The following is a 19,716-nucleotide window of genomic DNA, read 5'->3' as shown; positions in this document are numbered from 1 at the left end:
GGTTCGTCGTTTTCTACTCATGTGTATAGTTTATCTTATTTTCTGGATTTTGTGTCCAACTATTTGTGGACATTATACAGAATCTGTTACCGCCCGATTTAAGTTTTATTTTATTACCCAATTATAAACTAATCAATCATTTTCTTTTTCCGCCTGCTTCTGACAGACTTATCAGCCCTGTTTAAACTTATTCATTTATACCAACTTTTCATTAGGATCTTCTGACTGAAAATAAATTAGACATGGACGATCTTTTGTTTTTTATGCTATTATACTATAAAACAAGAGAATGAGGATAACCAGATCATGAACACAAGAGACAAAATATATAACACCGCCAAACGGCTCTACCTGGAAAATGGTTACGCCAACACCCCAAACACCATGATTGCCAAAGAAGCTGGTGTCAATCTGGGTTTAGTCACCTATTATTTTAAGACCAAAGATATCATCGCCAGCGACATGCTTAATAATAACTATGAAACACTGTACTCGCATCTGCTTAAATATCTTCCCACTGACGATGAACTGTTGCAATTGATAACTTTTTTTAAGTTACATTTTAAATTAACCGAAATTGACGCACATTACGATCGATTTATTTACGAGATGAACAAATTTGATCTGCTGGAAAAAGCGACCCGAGATGGAAATCTCTTTGAGCTTTATAAAACCTTGGTTAACCAGAACGATCAAATAAAAACAGCGGATAAAGAACGGCTCTGTGATTGTGCGGTAACAGCATCTTTTGGGGTTATTCGAGCATTGACCATGAAGCAGTATGAAAAAGAAATCCTCCTCACAAAAGAAGAACTCTTCGATCTGTGCATCAATCAAATGTTTTATTCCTTGAAATTTGATTACAATAGCCTGTTCCTTAAATCGTTGCTCAGTTCTGCTAACTGCACCATTGATCGATTACTAGAAGAGTATCCCCAACTCAAGGAAGTTAATAATTATTTATATATTGAAGAAGCTCCTATTGTTTGCAAACAATAGGAGCTTCTTCTTTTTTTTATTTTTCACAGTATTTAATCGTTTTCTTAAGTCTGTTTTTAGTTTATATATATTTTTTTACGAATTTAATTGACTTTTTGCTCTTGATGTTTTATATTTAAATTGCTTACAAGCAACATCGTAATGTAGCCTCAAAATTTAGACGCAACGTGCTTAATTTTATCCTGTGAGGTAATTGAAAAATGATAATTATGGGATCTGTTAAAAAATATCAGACAAACTTCAAGTAAACACCCCTTAGCTTAAGGCATTTATTAGCAAATTTCATGCACACACATGAAAATGACTAATCTAAAGCTGATATCATCTGATATCACAAATAAATCAAATCAGGAGGAAAAAACATGTCAAAAATTGAAGAAGTCAAAGCAAAGGTCGAAGCAGGAAAGTCTAAATTGGTCCCTGGTCTGGTCCAGGAAGCCCTGGATGAAGGCAGTGCACCAGGTGAAATTCTCCAGGCGATGGTCGATTCCATGGGTGTCGTTGGGGACAAATTCTCTTCTGGCGAAATTTTCGTTCCAGAAATGCTCATCGCTGCTAAAGCCATGTCAAAAGGGGTTGAGGTCTTAAAGCCACTGATGGCCGGCGATGGTTCTGCCTCCCTGGGCACCTGTGTCATCGGTACCGTGGCCGGAGATCTTCACGATATTGGCAAAAATCTGGTCTCGATGATGATCGAAAGTGCCGGATTCGATATGGTTGATCTCGGTGTAGATGTACCAGCCGATACCTTCGTTTCAGCAGTTAAAGATAATGACAATGTGAAAATTGTCGCGTGTTCGGGTCTGCTGACCACAACTATGCCCGCCTTAAAAGAAGCCGTGGCAACCGTTAAAGCGGCTTGCCCGGATGTTAAAGTTATTGTTGGCGGGGCCCCGGTAACGCCGGAATACGCCGCCGAAGTCGGTGCTGACGGTTATGCCCCAGATGCCGGTAGTGCGGCTGTTAAAGCCAAGGAACTGGCCACCGCTTAAGTCTCTATTGCTCCCTTAAACAAACGCATTTCATACAAAATTTATTTAAATCAATCTACCAAAATTTTAGGAGGTATTGCAATGTTAACAAAAAGACAAAACTTGATGGAAGTAATAAAGGGTGGAAATCCGGACCGATTTGTCAATCAATACGAATTTATGGATCTAATTATGGAGGCCCCTATGGATCTTCCCCTGGCTCCGGCTCCCGGCACCCGGGTTAAAAACAAATGGGGGATCACCTTTGATTGGCCTGCCGATCAAATCGGTTCCTTTCCGATGCACGATGAAGAACACAAGGCACTAAAAGATATCACAGATTGGAAAAATCAAGTCAAAGCGCCTTCTGTCTTTTATACCGATGAAGAATGGGCCGCCGCCGAAGCGCATGCAAAATCAGTGAATCGAAATGAAAAATTTGTCACCGCCTTTTGCGCCCCAGGGATTTTTGAAATGACCCATCATTTAATGAGCATGGAAGATGCCCTGATGGCCTTATATGAAGAACCCGAAGCAATGAAAGAGCTAATTGATTACGTTGTTGACTATGAGCTGGCTTATGCGAAAGAAGTGGTCAAGCACATTCATCCCGATGCATTATTCCATCATGACGACTGGGGCAGCCAAATTTCTTCTTTTATTTCACCTGAAATGTTTGATGAGTTCATCGTTCCCGCCTACAAGAAGGTCTATGGATTCTGGAAAGCAAATGGTGTCGAACTGATTATTCACCATAGTGACAGCTATGCTGCCAATTTGGTTCCCTTTATGATTGAAATGGGTATTGATATCTGGCAGGGTGTGATGACAACCAACAATGTGCCGGAGCTGATTAAAAAATACGGCGAAAAAATCACCTTTATGGGTGATATCGACAGTGGCCGCGTTGATTTCCCCGGCTGGACCCGAGAAAAAATCTATGCGGATACAAAAAAAGCCTGTGAAGAATGTGGCAAGCTTTATTTTATTCCATGCTTAAGTCAGGGTTTAAACATCAGCTCTTTCCCTGGGGTTTATGAAGCAACCAGCGACGTGATTGACCAGCTCAGTAGGGAAATGTTCTAAGTAACGCGTTCTTGCACCGTAGTGTTAGCAAAATGAAGCTAGTCATTCTGTTACTGCACCTCTCAATTGAATAAAGAATTTGCTCAAGCCAGGTAAGCTCTATCCCGATTAGGAAACAATCCCATTTCTAATTGAGGTAGAGCTATTTCTATCCCATAAAGTCTTAAAAAAACATTAACCTTTAATAAAGCCATCATTGACATCAGCAAGATGATTGTTGCAAACCAATGCAGGGCATAACTGTGCGGTTTAGGAAAACAATTGAACGCGATGTAAAAACAACAATTGCATTAATTTGCAAAATACATTACAAAAAAATTTGGTTTTATCTGATAATACCATGAAATTTATGTGATAATTGTCGAACTTTATAGTATAATTATAAAACTCCATCTTATTTATTACAATAGGGAATGTGTCAACGGTCAATTTTGCAAAATTTTATTTCTTTGACGATGGTGTATATAATAGAAGAAAATAAAAGCCCTGTTAAAAAACAATCAATCAATTCAACATTCAATTGGCCCATCCTATTATCTTCACTAATTAATAGATTTTTCTGAGGAAGGTTAAAATGCGTATGAAACACACTAATTTACCCCCAAAACAGGGACTTTATGATCCCACTTTTGAACATGATGCCTGTGGCATCGGAGCAATTGTCCATATCAAAGGAAAGAAATCCCACGATATTGTCAAGCAGGCTTTAACAACGCTTATTAATTTACAGCACCGGGGCGGACGGGGCTCCGAACAAAATACCGGTGACGGTGCCGGGATTCTGATCCAGATCCCGCACCAGTTTATGGAAAAAACCGCCCGTCAAGAAGGCTTTATCCTGCCCCAACCCGGGGACTACGGTTTGGGGATGTTATTTATGCCCACCGATGCCGACCAGCGAAAACAGTGCGAAACCATTCTGGAAGAGACGATTAAAAAAGAAGGACAAACCTTGCTGGGCTGGCGGGATGTCCCAGTAGATCTCTGCGACCTGGGAAAAACAGCAATTGAAAGCATGCCGTTTCTTAAACAAGTCTTTATCAAGAAAAATCCGGCAATCACTGATTCCATGGCTTTCGAAAGAAAGCTCTATACCATTCGTAAACAGGTTGACAAGGCAACTAAAAAGAAAGGGCTGTCTTTTTATGCAGCCAGCTTTTCTTCCCGCACGATCGTTTATAAAGGGATGCTGACTGAAGATCAGGTTGGTCAGTTCTACCAGGATCTTAAAGACCCGGATGTCACCACCGCTATTGCCATGGTTCATTCCCGTTTTAGTACCAATACCTTCCCGAGCTGGGAACGGGCCCATCCCAACCGCTACGTGATCCACAATGGTGAGATCAACACCCTCCGGGGCAATGTTAACTGGATGTATGCCCGTCAATCCCTGCTTCAAAGTGATCTCTTTGGCAATGAGTTGGAAAAAACCTTTCCGGTGGTTGATGTCGATGGCAGTGACTCATCCATTTTTGATAACGCCTTCGAATTTTTAAGCTTAACTGGCCGTTCCATGGCCCATAGTGCGATGATGATGATCCCGGAGCCCTGGTCCAAACATACTACCATGAGCCCAGAGAAAAAAGCCTTCTATAATTATCACTCCCGCATGCTGGAACCCTGGGACGGCCCGGCCGCCATCGCTTTCACCGATGGTATTCGACTGGGAGCGGTTCTTGACCGTAATGGTTTGCGACCATCCCGTTATTATGTAACCAAAGATGATCTGGTTATCCTCTCTTCTGAAGTCGGCGTTTTAGATATTCCGCCTGAAAACATTCTCTGTAAGGAGCGTTTAAAGCCTGGTCGAATGTTGATGATCGATACTGAAAAAGGCGAGATCATTAATGATGAAGATCTCAAACATTCCGTTGCATGTCAGGAACCCTATGCCAAATGGATCGAAGAGCATAATATTACTCTGGATACGTTGCCCGTACCAAAAACAAAAATAAGCTCCAATAAAGAAACCCTGGTTCAACGTCAAAAATCATTTGGTTATACCTATGAAGATTTAAAAGCCCTGATTATACCGATGGCCAAAGACGGTGTCGACCCTATTGGGGCCATGGGTAATGATATTCCATTGGCAGTTTTATCGGATAAATCTCAAGTGCTTTTTAATTACTTTAAGCAGATGTTTGCTCAGGTAACCAACCCCCCCATCGATGCCCTTCGGGAAGAACTGATCACAGGTACCGAGGTTTATCTTGGTGGTGAAGGTAATCTGATTAACCCCTTACCGCAAAGTTGTCATCAGATCAGCCTGGACATGCCGATTCTCAGTAATGAAGACTTGGAAAAGATCCGGGAACTGGATGACCCACGGATAAAAGCCGTTACACTTTCAACCTTATTTGAAAGTAACACCGGCGGTGATGGTCTGGAAAAAGCTCTGGAAGATATTTTTGTTGCCGCTGACAAAGCCATTGCCGACGGAAACACCATTATTATCCTTTCTGATCGTGGTGTTAACGCTAATATGCTTCCCATTCCCTCGGCGTTGGCCATCTCCGGTCTCCATCATCATTTAATCAATAATCTAACCCGAACCCGGGTTAGCCTGATTGTAGAATCTGGTGAGCCACGTGAGGTTCATCATTTTGCGGTGCTAATCGGTTATGGCGCCACCGCCATTAACCCTTATTTGGCCTTTGAAACCGTGGAAGATCTGATTGATCGCGACTTGTTAACCGATGTAGGCTATGAAAAAGCCATTAAAACCTATATCAAAACAGTCAGCAAGGGTGTTATCAAGGTGCTTTCTAAAATGGGAATTTCTACCATTTTGAGCTATCATGGGGCCCAGATCTTTGAAGCCGTGGGGATCAACTCAGATGTGATTGACAAATACTTTACCCGCACCCCATCGCGAATCGAAGGAATCGGGATTAATGAAATTGCCCGGGAATCCCAGATGCGTCATGACGAAGCCTACCACAATCCTTTTGCCGATGCCAATGCGCTAGAATCCGGCGGAAATTTCCAATGGCGGGCCGATGGTGAATATCATACCTACAATCCCGAAGCTGTTTATAAACTGCAAAACGCCTGTCGAATGGGCGACTATCAAACGTATAAGGAATACACCGCCCTGATCGATGAACAAAGTCAACGCACCTGTACCTTAAGAGGTCTAATGAGCTTTAAAAACCGTCAGCCGATTGCAATTGATGAGGTTGAATCGGTAGAAAGTATCTGTACCCGTTTTAAAACCGGTGCGATGTCCTATGGCTCTTTAAGCAGCGAGGCCCACGAAAGCCTGGCCATTGCCATGAACCGTATCGGCGGCAAGAGTAATACCGGCGAAGGCGGCGAGGATCCTGAACGCCACATTCCTTTGCACAACGGTGACTCCAGGCTCAGTGCCATTAAACAGGTCGCCTCCGGACGCTTTGGTGTTACCAGCCATTACCTGTCCAGTGCCAAGGAAATTCAAATTAAAATGGCTCAGGGTGCCAAACCGGGAGAAGGCGGTCAACTGCCAGGACGTAAGGTTTATCCCTGGGTCGCCAAAACACGGTTCTCTACACCCGGTGTTGGTCTAATTTCACCACCACCCCACCATGATATCTATTCCATTGAAGATTTGGCGGAACTGATTCATGACTTAAAAAACGCTAATCGGGAAGCCCGAATCAATGTTAAACTGGTTTCTGAAGTCGGCGTTGGCACCATCGCTGCCGGGGTCGCCAAAGCCAAAGCTGATGTCATTCTAATCAGTGGTTATGACGGCGGAACTGGTGCCTCACCGCGAACCAGTATCCGTCATGCCGGTCTGCCCTGGGAACTGGGGCTGGCTGAAACCCACCAAACCCTGGTACTTAACAACTTAAGAACCCGGGTAAAAGTCGAGACTGACGGGAAACTGTTAACTGGTAAAGATTTAGCAGTTGCCACCCTGCTAGGTGCCGAAGAGTATGGCTTTGCTACCGCCCCACTGGTTATTCTTGGTTGTGTAATGATGCGGGTCTGTCATCTGGATACCTGTCCGGTTGGGGTAGCAACTCAAAACCCTAAACTGCGTGAACGGTTTATCGGTGATCCCGGACACATTGTCAATTTCATGAAGTTTATTGCCCAGGAACTCCGGGAAGTTATGGCTGAACTTGGTTTTAGAACCATTGATGAAATGGTCGGCCGCTCCGATAAACTGGAAATGAATCGCGCTATTGATCACTGGAAAACAAAGGGTCTGGATTTCTCCAGTATTTTATATCAGCCAGAAGTTCCCGAAGGCGGCGGTTTATACTGTCAAATCAAACAGAACCACAACATCGAAAAATCCAAGGATCTAACCGAGTTACTGGATCTGTGTCAACCGGCTCTGGAAAAAGCTGAGAAGGTGGAGATCACCACCACCATTAAAAATGTCAATCGGGTCGTTGGTACCATCATTGGTAATGAGGTGTCCAAGCGTTATGGCGAAGCAGGTTTGCCTGAGGATACCATCACGCTTAACCTGACGGGTTCATCGGGCCAAAGTTTAGGGGCCTTTATCCCTAAGGGCATCACCATTAAACTGGAAGGCGATGCCAATGACTATTTCGGCAAAGGCCTATCCGGCGGAAAAATGGTGATCTATCCGCCCAAGCAAGCCACCTTTGTCCCTGAAGAGAACATCATCATTGGAAATGTTGCCTTCTATGGCGCAACCCAGGGTGAAGCCTATATTAGGGGCGCCGCCGGCGAACGTTTCTGCGTTCGTAACAGCGGGGTTACTGCCGTGGTTGAATCAGTGGGGGATCATGGCTGTGAATACATGACCGGCGGAAAGGTTGTCATCCTGGGAAAAACAGGCCGAAACTTCGCGGCCGGGATGTCCGGAGGCGTCGCCTATGTGCTGGATCTGGACGAAAACTTCTGTGAATCCTGTAATGCTGAGATGGTCGATCTGGTTAAAATTACCGATGCCACTGAACGCGCCGAGTTAAAAGATTTAATAACAAAACACCGGGATTACACCAACAGTTTACTGGCACAAAAAATACTTGATGACTTTGATACCTATGCAAAACAGTTTACCAAGGTTTTACCGCGCGATTATAAACGAATGCTGGATGCCATGGAACGGGTTAAAGCCCTTGGTCTTACCGGCGATGAAGCCTTAATGGCAGCTTTTGACGAAAATAACCGGGATCTGTCCCGGGTAAGCGGAAATTAGTGAGGAGGTAGACGAATATGGGAAAATCAACAGGATTTTTAGAATATAACCGGGAAGTACCAAAGGATCGGGCCCCGCTCGAACGGATTAAAGACTGGGCGGAGTTTCATTTGGAACTTCCCGAAGAAAAGCAACAGCTCCAGGGTGCCCGTTGCATGGATTGCGGTGTACCTTACTGCCACTCCGGCATGATGATTGCTGGTGGTGCCTCGGGCTGCCCTATTCATAACTTAATTCCTGAATGGAATGACATGATCTATAAAGGATTATGGAAGGAAGCGCTGGCCCGCCTGCTTAATACCAATAACTTCCCTGAGTTCACCGGTCGGGTTTGCCCGGCACCTTGTGAAGGGGCTTGTACCGTGGGACTAAATGAACCTCAGGTTACCATTAAAGTCAATGAATGCACGATTATCGATCATGCCTTCAAAGAAGGATGGATTACCCCCACCCCCCCCAAACATCGAACTGACAAAAAAATTGCCGTGGTCGGTTCCGGTCCGGCGGGACTGGCCTGTGCTGCCGAGCTGAACAAAGCCGGCCACAACGTCACCGTCTACGAACGGGCTGACCGGATTGGCGGACTGTTAATGTACGGCATCCCCAACATGAAACTGGATAAAATCGACGTGGTTCAGCGTCGGGTTGACCTGATGACCGCTGAAGGCATCAACTTTGTCACCAGTACCGAGGTTGGTAAAGACTATCCGGTAGCCGCTTTAACAGCCGATTACGATGCCGTTGTCTTATGTGGCGGCGCCACCAAACCCCGCGATCTGCCAGTAGAAGGCCGAGAACTGCAAGGCGTTGATTTTGCGATTGACTTTTTGTCAGCCAATACCAAAAGCCTGTTAGACTCCAACCTGGCCGATGGCAACTATACTTCGGCCAAGGATAAGCATGTCGTCATTATCGGCGGCGGCGACACCGGCACCGACTGTGTTGCCACATCCATCCGTCACGGCTGCAAAAGCGTGCTGCAATTAGAGATTATGCCCAAACCACCGGCCACTCGAGCTGCCAATAATCCCTGGCCGGAATGGCCTAAAACCTATAAACTGGATTATGGTCAGGAAGAAGCAGTTGCCCTATATAGCAACGACCCCCGCCAATACTGCACCACCACTAAAAAAATTGTCGGTGATGCCAACGGCCACGTCAAAGAAGTGCATACCGTGGAAATTGAATGGCTGGCCGACGAAGCCGGACGCATGATCATGAAAGAAATTCCCGGAACTGAAAAAGTTCTGCCCGCTGACCTGGTTTTACTGGCGATGGGCTTTCTGGGACCGGATGACCTGTTAGTTGACCAACTGGGTCTGGAACGGGATCCCCGCTCCAATGTCAAAGCCGATTACGGCGTTTACCAGACCAGTGTCGATAACATCTTTGCTGCCGGCGACATCCGTCGCGGTCAGAGCCTGGTTGTCTGGGCCATCAATGAAGGCCGGGAAGCTGCCAGAAGTTGCCATCACTATCTAAAAACAAAATAATGCTACCAAAGTAAAAAAACAGCCATAAACCTGCCAATCAGGTTTGTGGCTGTTCTGTTTTATCCGTTATCACTTATTTGAGGTCGCTTTTTCTGCCCTCATGTGATCGTGTTTTTTAAATTAATCTGCCCTTTTTAGACAATCACAATTTCGCTTTCTTGAATGCCTTGGCCATTCACATTTTCGAAATAGCTAAAAAGTGTCGTCCGAATATCCTGAATCACTTCTAATCTGTAGTCTTCCAATCCACAATCCTTCAGTTTCCCCTTAATTTCGTCAATCTGATCTGAAGTATAGATATCTCCCACTAAATCCAATCGTAGTTTTTTTGCATCTGGGTCAATCGTTGCACGCATCGTAGTCGTAGTGGATGAATTGACCTCGCCATTTACAAAGGTTTTCACACTGGAATAAATCGCGTTTTTTTGAATTGAAACCGCCGAAACATAAACCGCCGAAACGGTTGCTGGAATCGTAATCAGAATTACACCGATAATGATTGATCTTTTGATAATTTTATTATACCGTTCTTTTACAACATCGGCTTGTTTTAATTGGAGCAATTTACAAAATATAAAGGTTGCAACAACAATAAAAAAAGCATTGATCGTAAACAGATAAGCTGCCGAAAAAATGTAGTCAACATTGCCATTCGCTATTCCATAACCAACCGTACACATCGGAGGCATCAACGCCGTGGCAATGGCAACCCCTGGAATAACATTTGTTTTTTCTTTTCGCGTTATCCCGATAACCCCTGCCGTTCCGCCAAAGAAAGCGATCAGCATATCAAAAAAGGATGGCCCGGTTCGCGCCAACAGTTCGCTGGTTGGTTCATGCACAGGCGTCAGGAAAAAATAAATCGAGGCACCAATTAATGCAATAATGATCTGAGTGATGAAATTGATCGCGGCATTTCTAAGCAGCAGGCCATCATAGGTTGCGATACTATAACCCATTGCAATAATAGGGTTCATCAAAGGTGATATCAGCATCGCACCGATGATCACCGCTGTTGAGTTCGTATTTAAACCTACCGATGCGACAATGATCGCACAAAAGAGAATAATGAGAGGCGCTCCTTTTAGCCGTACCCCTGAAACAATACTTGTGTGTATGGCCTCCGCATCCATCTGATCGGATTTTATGTCAAACACACTGTTTTTCAAATAATCAATCATCCTAAATCTCCTCGCACCAATTTGTTACTGTGTCATTTAATTGCCAGTCGCCGATTAAATAAACGCCAGATTATTTTCAGCTAATTATATCAAATTTGGTGCTTGAATTCTATGCATTCTTAGTGCTTATTTGTTTTATTCTTAAGCAACTCACACCTTGATGTTCGCTCTTTATTGTAGGAGTTCCTGTGATTATCTCTATTCTCAAGCTTGAATTCTATTTCCTTCGCAAAAAAGCTGAAAGCCGATTCCACAATTATTTATGTAGAATCGGCCTCAGCTTGCAATCTCAGCTGTCATTTTTGGGGACTCACCCCTTTCTGTTTTTCAAAAATCTTCCTCTTCACTTTCCCATTGTAAATCTGCTACTTGTTTGAGGATTATCTTACTTTTTATTTTCGCTTCTATTACCTATTGGCAGCTAGCTCATTGGGGGTTTTCAAGTGAAATAAATTTCTGAACAATCTGTTCTTTCGTCCAAATTTTTCCCTTTGTTTCTCTGAATTTCAATTGAAAATCATCTTCTCTTCTCGCATCGATTACCTATCCTTGATCTATTATTTTTATTATGACCACAGTTTTTTTATGTGGGTATCATAATGTGAATACCGATCTCCAATAAATCTGATTGTGATTAACAATGTACTTACCAATTCTCATAGTGATGAGAATTTTTCCATTGTAGAGTCTATGATCGATAAAACCAGATCCTCGAGGCTTATCTCTGAGTTATTATTATAATCGGATAATCTTCTCCTTGATCTTATCATTCAGTCAAGTGCTTATTTACTTTTTAATGATCCTGTCATTCAATTGGAAAAGGATTGGTTGATCCTTGATTCAATTATATTGTATCATCTTTCTGTCATAAGTAAATAGCTGCATTGTAAACGTTTGTAACTCTTTTGTAAATATGCAATCCGGTCTATTTTGCTATTTTCGAAACAGGACTCCCCTCTGTTTTTTCAAATATTTATAGCAAGAGGCTGATAAACTCCTTCTTTGTGGGTATTAAATATACGATCATTAATTTCTTAAAGAGAGGTGTTGTTATGGTAAGAGTTGAAGACATCAATATGAGCTATCGCACTTACGGAGACGGGTATCCTCTGCTTTTAATTATGGGTTATGGCGGTACCATGAACCTTTGGGAGGAACGGCTTCTTCGTTCCCTGGCGAAAAAATACAAAGTCATTGTTTTTGATAATCGCGGCATGGGAGAAACCAGTTCTGGTCACAAGGATTTTACGATTGAACAATTTGCCGAGGACACCTATGAATTCATGCTTGCTTTAAAGATCGAAAAAGCACATGTGCTGGGCTGGTCCATGGGTGCCTCTATTGCCCAAGAATTAGCCTTGAGGCATCCTGAAATTGTTAACAAGCTGATCCTTTACGCTTCGCTTTGTCATCCGGAAATTTTTCCACCGGAGCCAAAGGTACTTTCCAAACTTGAAAACACCCTGAGCTCCCCTTCTGAAAAGGTTCATGAATGGTTACGACTTATTTTTCCATCAGAGTGGATAAAAAACAATCAGGATCGGATTCGGGAAATATTTTATCGTCCACTGGGGACCATGAATCCCGATGCGATAATCAAACAGGCCGAGGCTATCAATAAATGGGAGGGTTCCTGCAATCGAATCCCCTTTCTCCAGCATGAAACCCTGGTTATTGACGGTAAAGACGATCTTATTTTGCCCTCGGAAAATGCCCAATATCTGGCCAGCAAGCTACCCAACTCCAAACTCGTTTTAATTGCCGAAGCAGGACATGGTCTGATGTTTCAAAACCCGGATAAGTTTCATTTAATTATCAATCTGTTTCTGGATCAATGAGCCATTTAAATCGATTTTCTTAACTTCGTGAATTCACAGTGATGCTGTTCAATTATACAAAATTCTAAAAAATGCGGTTCGTTCTTAAATTAAAGAATCTGCCGCATTTTTCTAACTCATTTAATCAATTCTTCCGATAATACGTTCTTCTGTTTGTTTCATCATTCCGGCAAACAATTTTGCAATCTCAGGATCAAACTGAGTTCCGGCATTGTTCTTGATTTCTGCTATCGCACTTTCGCGATCCATCGCTTTCCGATAAACACGATTTTCCGTCATCGCATCATAGGCGTCCGTCACGGCAATGATCCGAGACAGTAAGGGAATCGCCTCACCCGCTAAACCTTTCGGGTAACCGCTGCCATCCCAATGCTCATGATGACTAAGAATAAACTCTGAGATTGATACCAGCTCGGGAGAAGCCGCGGCAATCCGGTAGCCGATTTCAGGATGCTTTTTCATTTCAAGCCATTCTTCATCTGTCAATTTTCCCGGTTTTCCTAAAATCCGATCATCAATTCCCACCTTGCCAATATCGTGAAGGGTCGCCAGAAGCTCCAGATGATCCAGTTCAATCTGCGACAGCTTTAAGGCTTCACCAACCATGCGGGACAGGGCTGCCAACCGCTCGGAATGTTCCTCCGTTTCATGACTTTTCTCATACATTGTCGCCTTGATTGATGAAATAATTGTACTGTGGGAGCTTCGTTGTTCCAGTAACTTACGGCTATTCATATATAGCTCAGCTCTTTTAATGGTTTGCTTCAAATCGCCATGGGGCTTTTCTTTGGTGCCCGATCCCAATGCCACATTGATATGAAAAGCCTCATTCAAAATCCGGCGATTATGCAAAATAAACGCCTCTTTAATTTCATCCATTCGTTCTAAAGCCGTTTCCCGGGATGTTTTTGGCATTAGAATACTAAATTCATCCCCACCGGTTCTGGCCATCAACGCATCATCATGACAACAGCTTTTCATAATTCGTGCTGTTTCTATAATAATCCGATCCCCGGCTTCATGACCAAATGCATCGTTTATTAGTTTGATCCCATTGATATCCCCGATTATGATTGAGATGGGCAGCTGATTCTCGCTACCAATCCGTTTTTGCTCTTCTTCCCAAAACAGTCGATTATAAACTCCGGTCAAGTGATCATGATAGCTTAAATAGCGGTATTTCTGCTCACTGATTTCCAGCTTCTCTTTAGCTTTGGCTACAATTTTTGACTGTTTGTCCAGCTCATCATCGATTGTTTGAATAATAAACAATAAACCAATGCCAAGAACCTGGCTGCTGACGGCAACGATCAGCCAGATCGAACCGTAATCGGCAATGGCAAATTCATTAAAAAAACCGCGATCCAACAAAATAGTGATGAGTACAAAAGTAAACAGATTAAAAGTAATGAATTTCAGCACCCAACGTCTGTCAAGCAAAGATCCCGATAAAACCAGTACCACTGTTACACACACCATTCCGGCCCCCATTGGTCCAGCCACAAAAAGTACCAGCACACTGACAAAATAACAAATCAGCAGGAAGAACAGTTTTTTAAAGCGAAGATTAATTTTCCAGTTCAACAGAACAAAAACCGCGACAAAATAGAGACAAAATTCAAGAGTAGCGGTTACATACTCGCCTTCTTGATAAAATAAATAGGCGCCATAAAAAAAGAGTACCGGGCCCAACAAAATAAAATAAAAAGTGATTATGTAAAACAAGTGATTTTTTAAGTCGTTAAGATCCTGGTAACCAGCGCCATTATTTTTCATTCTGACAGTTTGCCTTTTCAGGTGGCTAAATAACGTTCTGATAAATCCCGTCACTTTGTCGATCTTTTGTTTACGGATATTATTCATATTCCATGACCCTTTCAGCAACTATTTTCAATCATTTTAACAATAGGGTTTGTCTATTAGATACCCCACGTTCCCTATTTTAGTCACTAAGCCAGGATGTCTCCTTATTTTTCCATAAAAAAAGCCGTCAGACCTTTAATAATAAAGGCTTGACGACGTTGCCACTTTTTTTTATTTGTTATACTTTTTCTGCAATGGTCCGAATTAGCTCATGTGAAGCCTTCCAGCCCAGACAGGAATCGGTAATCGATTTTCCGTATACCCCACCATCAACCGGTTGATTGCCTTCTTCTATATAGCTTTCGATCATTAGACCCTTAACATATTTTTTCAAATCGGTATCGTAATGGCGATTACGCAGTACTTCCCGGGCGATCCGGGGTTGCTCACCAAAACACTTGTTGGAATTGGCATGATTTAAATCAATAATAATTGCTGGACAGGAAAAATCACGTTTTTCATAAAGTCTAATCAGGTGCATGATATCCTCATAATGATAATTCGGATAATTGCGTCCATGCTGATCTACTGATCCACGCATAATGGCATGGGTCAGGGGATTTCCAGAGGTTTTCACTTCCCAACCCCGGTAGATAAAAGTATGCTCTGCCTGACCGGCCTGAATCGAATTTAGCATCACGGTGATATCGCCACTGGTTGGATTTTTCATTCCCACCGGGATTTCCAGTCCGGAGACAGTGAGACGGTGCTTCTGGTTTTCAACCGACCGGGCCCCAATCGCCACATAACTGAGCAGATCTTCCAGATAGGCATAATTTTCCGGATACAGCATCTCATCCGCACAGGACAAACCCGTTTCTTCAATGGAGCGGATATGCAATTGCCGAATCGCTTTAATCCCTTCTACCATGTTAGCCTTCTTGTTGGCATCCGGCTGGTGAAGCATTCCCTTATAACCTTCTCCGGTCGTTCTCGGTTTATTGGTATAAATTCGTGGGATTATCACAATCTTATCTTCCACTTCTTTTTGAATAACACTTAGACGGTTCACATAATCAATTACTGCCGTTTCATTGTCTGCGGAGCAGGGCCCAATAATTAAAATAAAACGGTCATCTTTTCCTTCGAAAATATTTCTGATTATTTGGTCCCGTTGGACTTTTATTCTTTTACCCGCTTCGGACAGTGGCATCATTTTAAAAATTTCGCGGGGTGACGGAATTTCCTGGATTAACTCAAAACTCATTTATTACTCCCTTTTTAATTTTTTTCGTATTTCACACAATCTGGTTTCTGATCACCATTTCACCTTGGCTCTAAAATAAGCCACGTTTTTGTTATATTTATTATAAAGATTAATTACCGACCTGACAAGACTTATTATTTAATCCAAAACCGGTCGTAAGGTTCGGGCTTTCCTCTGTTTTGTGTGATCCTGATTGGACAAAACTACAGAAACCCTGAATTCCTGATCACCCGCTTCAAAGCGCGCCTCCCCATCATACTTCTTCGCAATGGCCGTCACCGAAATAATGCCAATGCCGGAAGCTTCCGCTCTTTTGTTGGAAAGGAAAACCCCATTTTTAATGTGAACTTCTCCGGCATAGCGGTTGTCTACACTAATATATAGCTTGTTGCCAATAAATTGGGACGACAGTTTAATAATTTTATCTCCTGAGATGATGCATCGACAGGCTTCCAGGGCATTTTCCAGCACATTCCCAAAAACAACACATAAATCCGTTTCATCAATTTCCAAATCCCCGGGAACCATTGTTTCAATGAATAAATCAATGGCTTCTGACTTACAGATATTGGCATAATAACTAAGGATCGCATTAACCGCATCATTCCCGCAGTAGAGCACATCCGAAATGCTCAATCGGTTTCCTAACAGTTCGAAAATATATCTTTCAGCCTTGTTGTCATTCTGTTGCTGGATCAGCCCCAGCACAGTGTTTAGATGATGCCGCAGATCATGTTCACCTTTCCGGGTTTCTTCAATACACTCACCAAATTTTTTATAGTATTCTGATTGGAACAAGAGCTGCTGTTTGATGATTTCATTGCTTTCCGTTAAAATCATATTTTTCTGGGATTGTTCCAGCATTTCAATAACTACATAATAAATCAGGTAAAATCCCAAAAATGCTACCGTATTAAACACCAGAAACTGCCATTGGGCAATCAGTTTTGCATTCATGGCCCCGAATGACAAGCTGATAATGTAGTAGACCATCGGGATAATCCACAGATAACGCCATGCTTTGTTATGGGTCTGCATGACCTTACTGATTTTTTTTCTGAAAAAAATCCATACCAGCGGATAGGTCACCATTAGGATTACGCATTGAAACAAGTTGAAATAAAAAGAATAGGAGGTCTGGACATAAACCTTGTGCAAACCATAGGTAAGGTAAGAAACCTCCAGAAACTTGGCCATGTTGACAATAAAATCGGCATAGCTTTTTACCAGAAAGGCAATAAACACCAACTTTGATGGGGTTCCCTTAACCACCGCCGTGTAAACTCCTACATAGAGAAGCAAAAAAACAACACTGTGAAAAAAGCGCAGACTGTTCCAATCCGGCACCCACTCAATAATTAGGATAACTGAAACGATGTTTAGTAGCATACACAGGGTTCCAGCGGTAATAACCGTTTTTTTTGAATACCGAAGCTGATTCCATACCGGAATAAAGGCCAAAATAAAATAAGGGAGTATCGACAAACCAATACCCCAGGCAATGTTAAGATAACTATTTAGCACTTATGTCACCTCGTACTTTTGAAAACACAAAGTCCAGATACTGCTGTCGAACTGCTACGCTGTTACTTCTGGGTATCCCGACCCGGTCGCCATTTTTCATTATAAAATCAGTCGTTGTAAAGTCCTCAACACAATTCATGTTTACAATACTGCAACGGTGACAGCGTAAAAAAGGGGACCCGCCCAGCACGCTTTCCAATTGGGTTAAGGGCAGATACGTTTTTATTTCTTCATTAGCGGTATGAATGATGGAAACCTTATTGAAAACTTCCACATAAATGATATCTTTTAATCGAATCGCGCGTTCAAGTTTTCCAACCGGAATTTTAATCGCTTTGCAGTCCTCAGTTAGCATTGCCAGACATCGATTTAATGCTTCAACTATTTTTTCTTCTGAAATCGGCTTGATGATGTAGTGTCGTGCTTTTAACTCAAACCCTTCAATTGCATAGTCTCTGCTTGAGGTAATAAATACAATTTGGCAATCCTCCCCCAGACTTCTAAGTTCCTTTCCAATTTCAATGCCGTTACCATTTTCTAAGTAAATATCCAGAAAGATGATATTAAAATAGCTAGCCTGAAAACTTTCCCAAAAATCTTCAGCCGTAGAAAAGAAAGTGATTTCAAAGTCGCAACCATTGCTAACTCCGTAATTATTTATGAAATGATTAATTTTTTTCTGATACTCAAATTCATCTTCACAAACTGCGATATAAACCACGCTATCCTCCATCTGACCACTCATCATCAACTATTTTTACTAATTTTATCATATTGAAGCTTATTTAACAATTTGTTTGCAACATAATTGTGGCGTGAAACCCTGTTTTTGTTCGTGAAATTGAATTGTTCTCAAAACTATTTGTTGGTATGATAGTTCTAACATAAATTTATTTAAGAGGTGTTAAAAATGAAAAGAATGAAATTTTTTAGTGTACTCATGGTTTTTGCTTTATCGGTGTTTATTTTCGCAGGTTGTGGCAGTTCATCCGCAGCGAATGATTCTTCATCCACTGACAAAGATACCGTTTATTCCCAGGATTTCACCATTGTCAATGAAACCGGGATTGAAATTTACGCTGTCTTTGTTTCCCCAACCGGTGAAGAAAGCTGGGGCGAGGATATCCTAACAACCGATACCTTGCCAACCGGAAGTACTACCGATATTGTCTTCGATTCAGAGGTAGAAGAACAATACTGGGATCTGATGATTGCTGATTCGGAGGGAACAACCTTTGAATGGTCAAAAATCGATTTATTCTCAGTTTCTGAAATCACCCTGAAACTTGATAATGGCAACCCGACCGCATCTTTCAAATAAAACACAAAAAATCAAAACCGCCGGAACAATTGTTCCGGCGGTTTTATGTTTCGCTTTAGTTTATTGACTTTATTTATTTTCAGGATCTTTAAAACATTAACGCACTCATTTTGTCAATGGCTTCGTCATTAGATTCATAAACACCCGGGAAGCAACCAAAATTCAAACCATGGCTTGCTCCGGGAATGAAATAAAGTTTTCCGCACCGCTCGCAGGCTTCTTTCGTTTTTTCAAAAATGATCTCGGGAGTCCAGCCAGGGAAGTCGACAACGCCACTATCAATATCGCCCATAAAGGAAATTTGACCACCGTATTTTTTAATCAACTCCGGTACGTTGTTGGTCGTCATGACACCCTGCCAGATGTCAATTCCCATTTCAATCATGGCTGGTACCAGATTCGCAGCATAAGAGTCACTATGATGAACAATCAGTTCAACACCATTGTCTTTATAATAACCATAGATTTTTTTATAGGCCGGTACAAAGAACTCCGCAAACATTTCCGGCGAAACGAAAGAAGAAATCTGACTACCCCAATCATCATGATGGAAAATACAATCCGGATGAAGACGGCTAATCATTTCTTTGGCATATGCCAGTTCATACTCAACCAGATAGTCAATCAGATCATGCATATCCTCTGGCTCTTCATACAAGGCCATCAGCGCATCTTCCATGCTCATCAAATGATGGGTCATTTCAAAGATTCCTGGTGCCACAAAGGCCGTTACGAACTCTTCATTTCGATCAACAGCATTGGCGTGTGCAACCGCTGCCGCCCAAGCCTCATCAGAAGTTTCAACCGTAGGTGCTTTAACCTGATTTTTCCAGTCAGTAATATCCTTTAATACCTTATGTTCATCATCATGGACTGGAAATCCTCCCAATTGCCCTTCCGGCCAGGTAAAGGTAATTCCCCAACCATTTTTGATTGTTTGTCCAGGACCAACCATCGCACCCAGCGGCGCTTCCATGATAAGATTCATAAACTCATATTGTTTTACAAATCGATCGGGATTTCCACCTTTGATCGTTTCTAATAGGTTTTGTCGTTTTGTTAACATTTT

The 19,716-nt window shown here is 42.4% G+C and carries 13 protein-coding genes; 7 read left to right on the top strand and 6 right to left on the bottom strand.

Annotation, left to right across the window (positions count from 1 at the left end; all coding sequences use genetic code 11):
- Positions 1 to 306: 306 nt before the first annotated feature.
- From U2P91_RS13215 to U2P91_RS13195, 5 genes are all read left to right on the top strand, one after another.
- On the top strand, positions 307 to 999 hold the full coding sequence (locus U2P91_RS13215; RefSeq protein ID WP_111888977.1) for a TetR/AcrR family transcriptional regulator: 693 nt from the start codon (positions 307 to 309) through the stop codon (positions 997 to 999).
- A gap of 362 nt (positions 1,000 to 1,361) precedes the next feature.
- The gene (locus U2P91_RS13210; protein ID WP_111888976.1) at positions 1,362 to 1,991 is read left to right on the top strand and encodes a corrinoid protein; all 630 of its coding nucleotides are present in this window, start codon (positions 1,362 to 1,364) and stop codon (positions 1,989 to 1,991) included.
- 81 nt (positions 1,992 to 2,072) lie between these two features.
- Complete coding sequence (locus U2P91_RS13205; protein WP_111888975.1) at positions 2,073 to 3,056, top strand: uroporphyrinogen decarboxylase family protein; 984 nt, start codon at positions 2,073 to 2,075, stop codon at positions 3,054 to 3,056.
- Between the two features lie 580 nt (positions 3,057 to 3,636).
- Complete coding sequence (gene gltB / locus U2P91_RS13200; protein WP_204355522.1) at positions 3,637 to 8,220, top strand: glutamate synthase large subunit; 4,584 nt, start codon at positions 3,637 to 3,639, stop codon at positions 8,218 to 8,220.
- Positions 8,221 to 8,237: 17 nt separating this feature from the next.
- Positions 8,238 to 9,713, top strand: a complete 1,476-nt coding sequence (locus U2P91_RS13195) for a glutamate synthase subunit beta (protein WP_111888973.1) — start codon at positions 8,238 to 8,240, stop codon at positions 9,711 to 9,713.
- Positions 9,714 to 9,847: 134 nt separating this feature from the next.
- Here the strand turns inward: U2P91_RS13195 and U2P91_RS13190 are convergent, their stop codons facing one another.
- Positions 9,848 to 10,894 carry a DUF389 domain-containing protein gene (locus tag U2P91_RS13190; protein WP_204355418.1) on the bottom strand — a complete coding sequence of 349 codons (1,047 nt, stop codon included), beginning with the start codon at positions 10,892 to 10,894 and terminating at the stop codon, positions 9,848 to 9,850.
- A 1,052-nt stretch (positions 10,895 to 11,946) separates the two neighbouring features.
- Between U2P91_RS13190 and U2P91_RS13185 the strand changes: the two genes are divergently transcribed.
- Positions 11,947 to 12,732 carry an alpha/beta fold hydrolase gene (locus tag U2P91_RS13185; protein ID WP_111888972.1) on the top strand — a complete coding sequence of 262 codons (786 nt, stop codon included), beginning with the start codon at positions 11,947 to 11,949 and terminating at the stop codon, positions 12,730 to 12,732.
- Between the two features lie 120 nt (positions 12,733 to 12,852).
- Here the strand turns inward: U2P91_RS13185 and U2P91_RS13180 are convergent, their stop codons facing one another.
- From U2P91_RS13180 to U2P91_RS13165, 4 genes are all read right to left on the bottom strand, one after another.
- Complete coding sequence (locus tag U2P91_RS13180) at positions 12,853 to 14,508, bottom strand: HD domain-containing phosphohydrolase (protein WP_162624541.1); 1,656 nt, start codon at positions 14,506 to 14,508, stop codon at positions 12,853 to 12,855.
- Between the two features lie 265 nt (positions 14,509 to 14,773).
- On the bottom strand, positions 14,774 to 15,802 hold the full coding sequence (locus U2P91_RS13175; protein ID WP_111888970.1) for a 3-deoxy-7-phosphoheptulonate synthase: 1,029 nt from the start codon (positions 15,800 to 15,802) through the stop codon (positions 14,774 to 14,776).
- Between the two features lie 138 nt (positions 15,803 to 15,940).
- Positions 15,941 to 17,326 (bottom strand): sensor histidine kinase, encoded by a 1,386-nt coding sequence (locus U2P91_RS13170; RefSeq protein ID WP_111888969.1) that lies wholly within the window; start codon positions 17,324 to 17,326, stop codon positions 15,941 to 15,943.
- Complete coding sequence (locus tag U2P91_RS13165) at positions 17,316 to 18,047, bottom strand: LytR/AlgR family response regulator transcription factor (RefSeq protein ID WP_162624540.1); 732 nt, start codon at positions 18,045 to 18,047, stop codon at positions 17,316 to 17,318. Before U2P91_RS13165 ends, U2P91_RS13170 begins: the two co-directional genes overlap by 11 nt.
- A gap of 189 nt (positions 18,048 to 18,236) precedes the next feature.
- Between U2P91_RS13165 and U2P91_RS13160 the strand changes: the two genes are divergently transcribed.
- Positions 18,237 to 18,647, top strand: a complete 411-nt coding sequence (locus U2P91_RS13160; RefSeq protein ID WP_111888967.1) for a hypothetical protein — start codon at positions 18,237 to 18,239, stop codon at positions 18,645 to 18,647.
- 88 nt (positions 18,648 to 18,735) lie between these two features.
- On the opposite strand, the gene U2P91_RS13155 is transcribed toward U2P91_RS13160, so the two are convergent.
- Positions 18,736 to 19,713 (bottom strand): uroporphyrinogen decarboxylase family protein, encoded by a 978-nt coding sequence (locus tag U2P91_RS13155; protein ID WP_111888966.1) that lies wholly within the window; start codon positions 19,711 to 19,713, stop codon positions 18,736 to 18,738.
- Positions 19,714 to 19,716: the final 3 nt, after the last annotated feature.

The sequence above is a fragment of the Acetobacterium sp. K1/6 genome (assembly GCF_034438075.1).
Taxonomy (GTDB): Bacteria; Bacillota; Clostridia; order Eubacteriales; family Eubacteriaceae; genus Acetobacterium; species Acetobacterium carbinolicum.
Note: the sequence above shows the minus strand (reverse complement) of the source record. Positions and strands in the feature narration are given on the sequence as shown.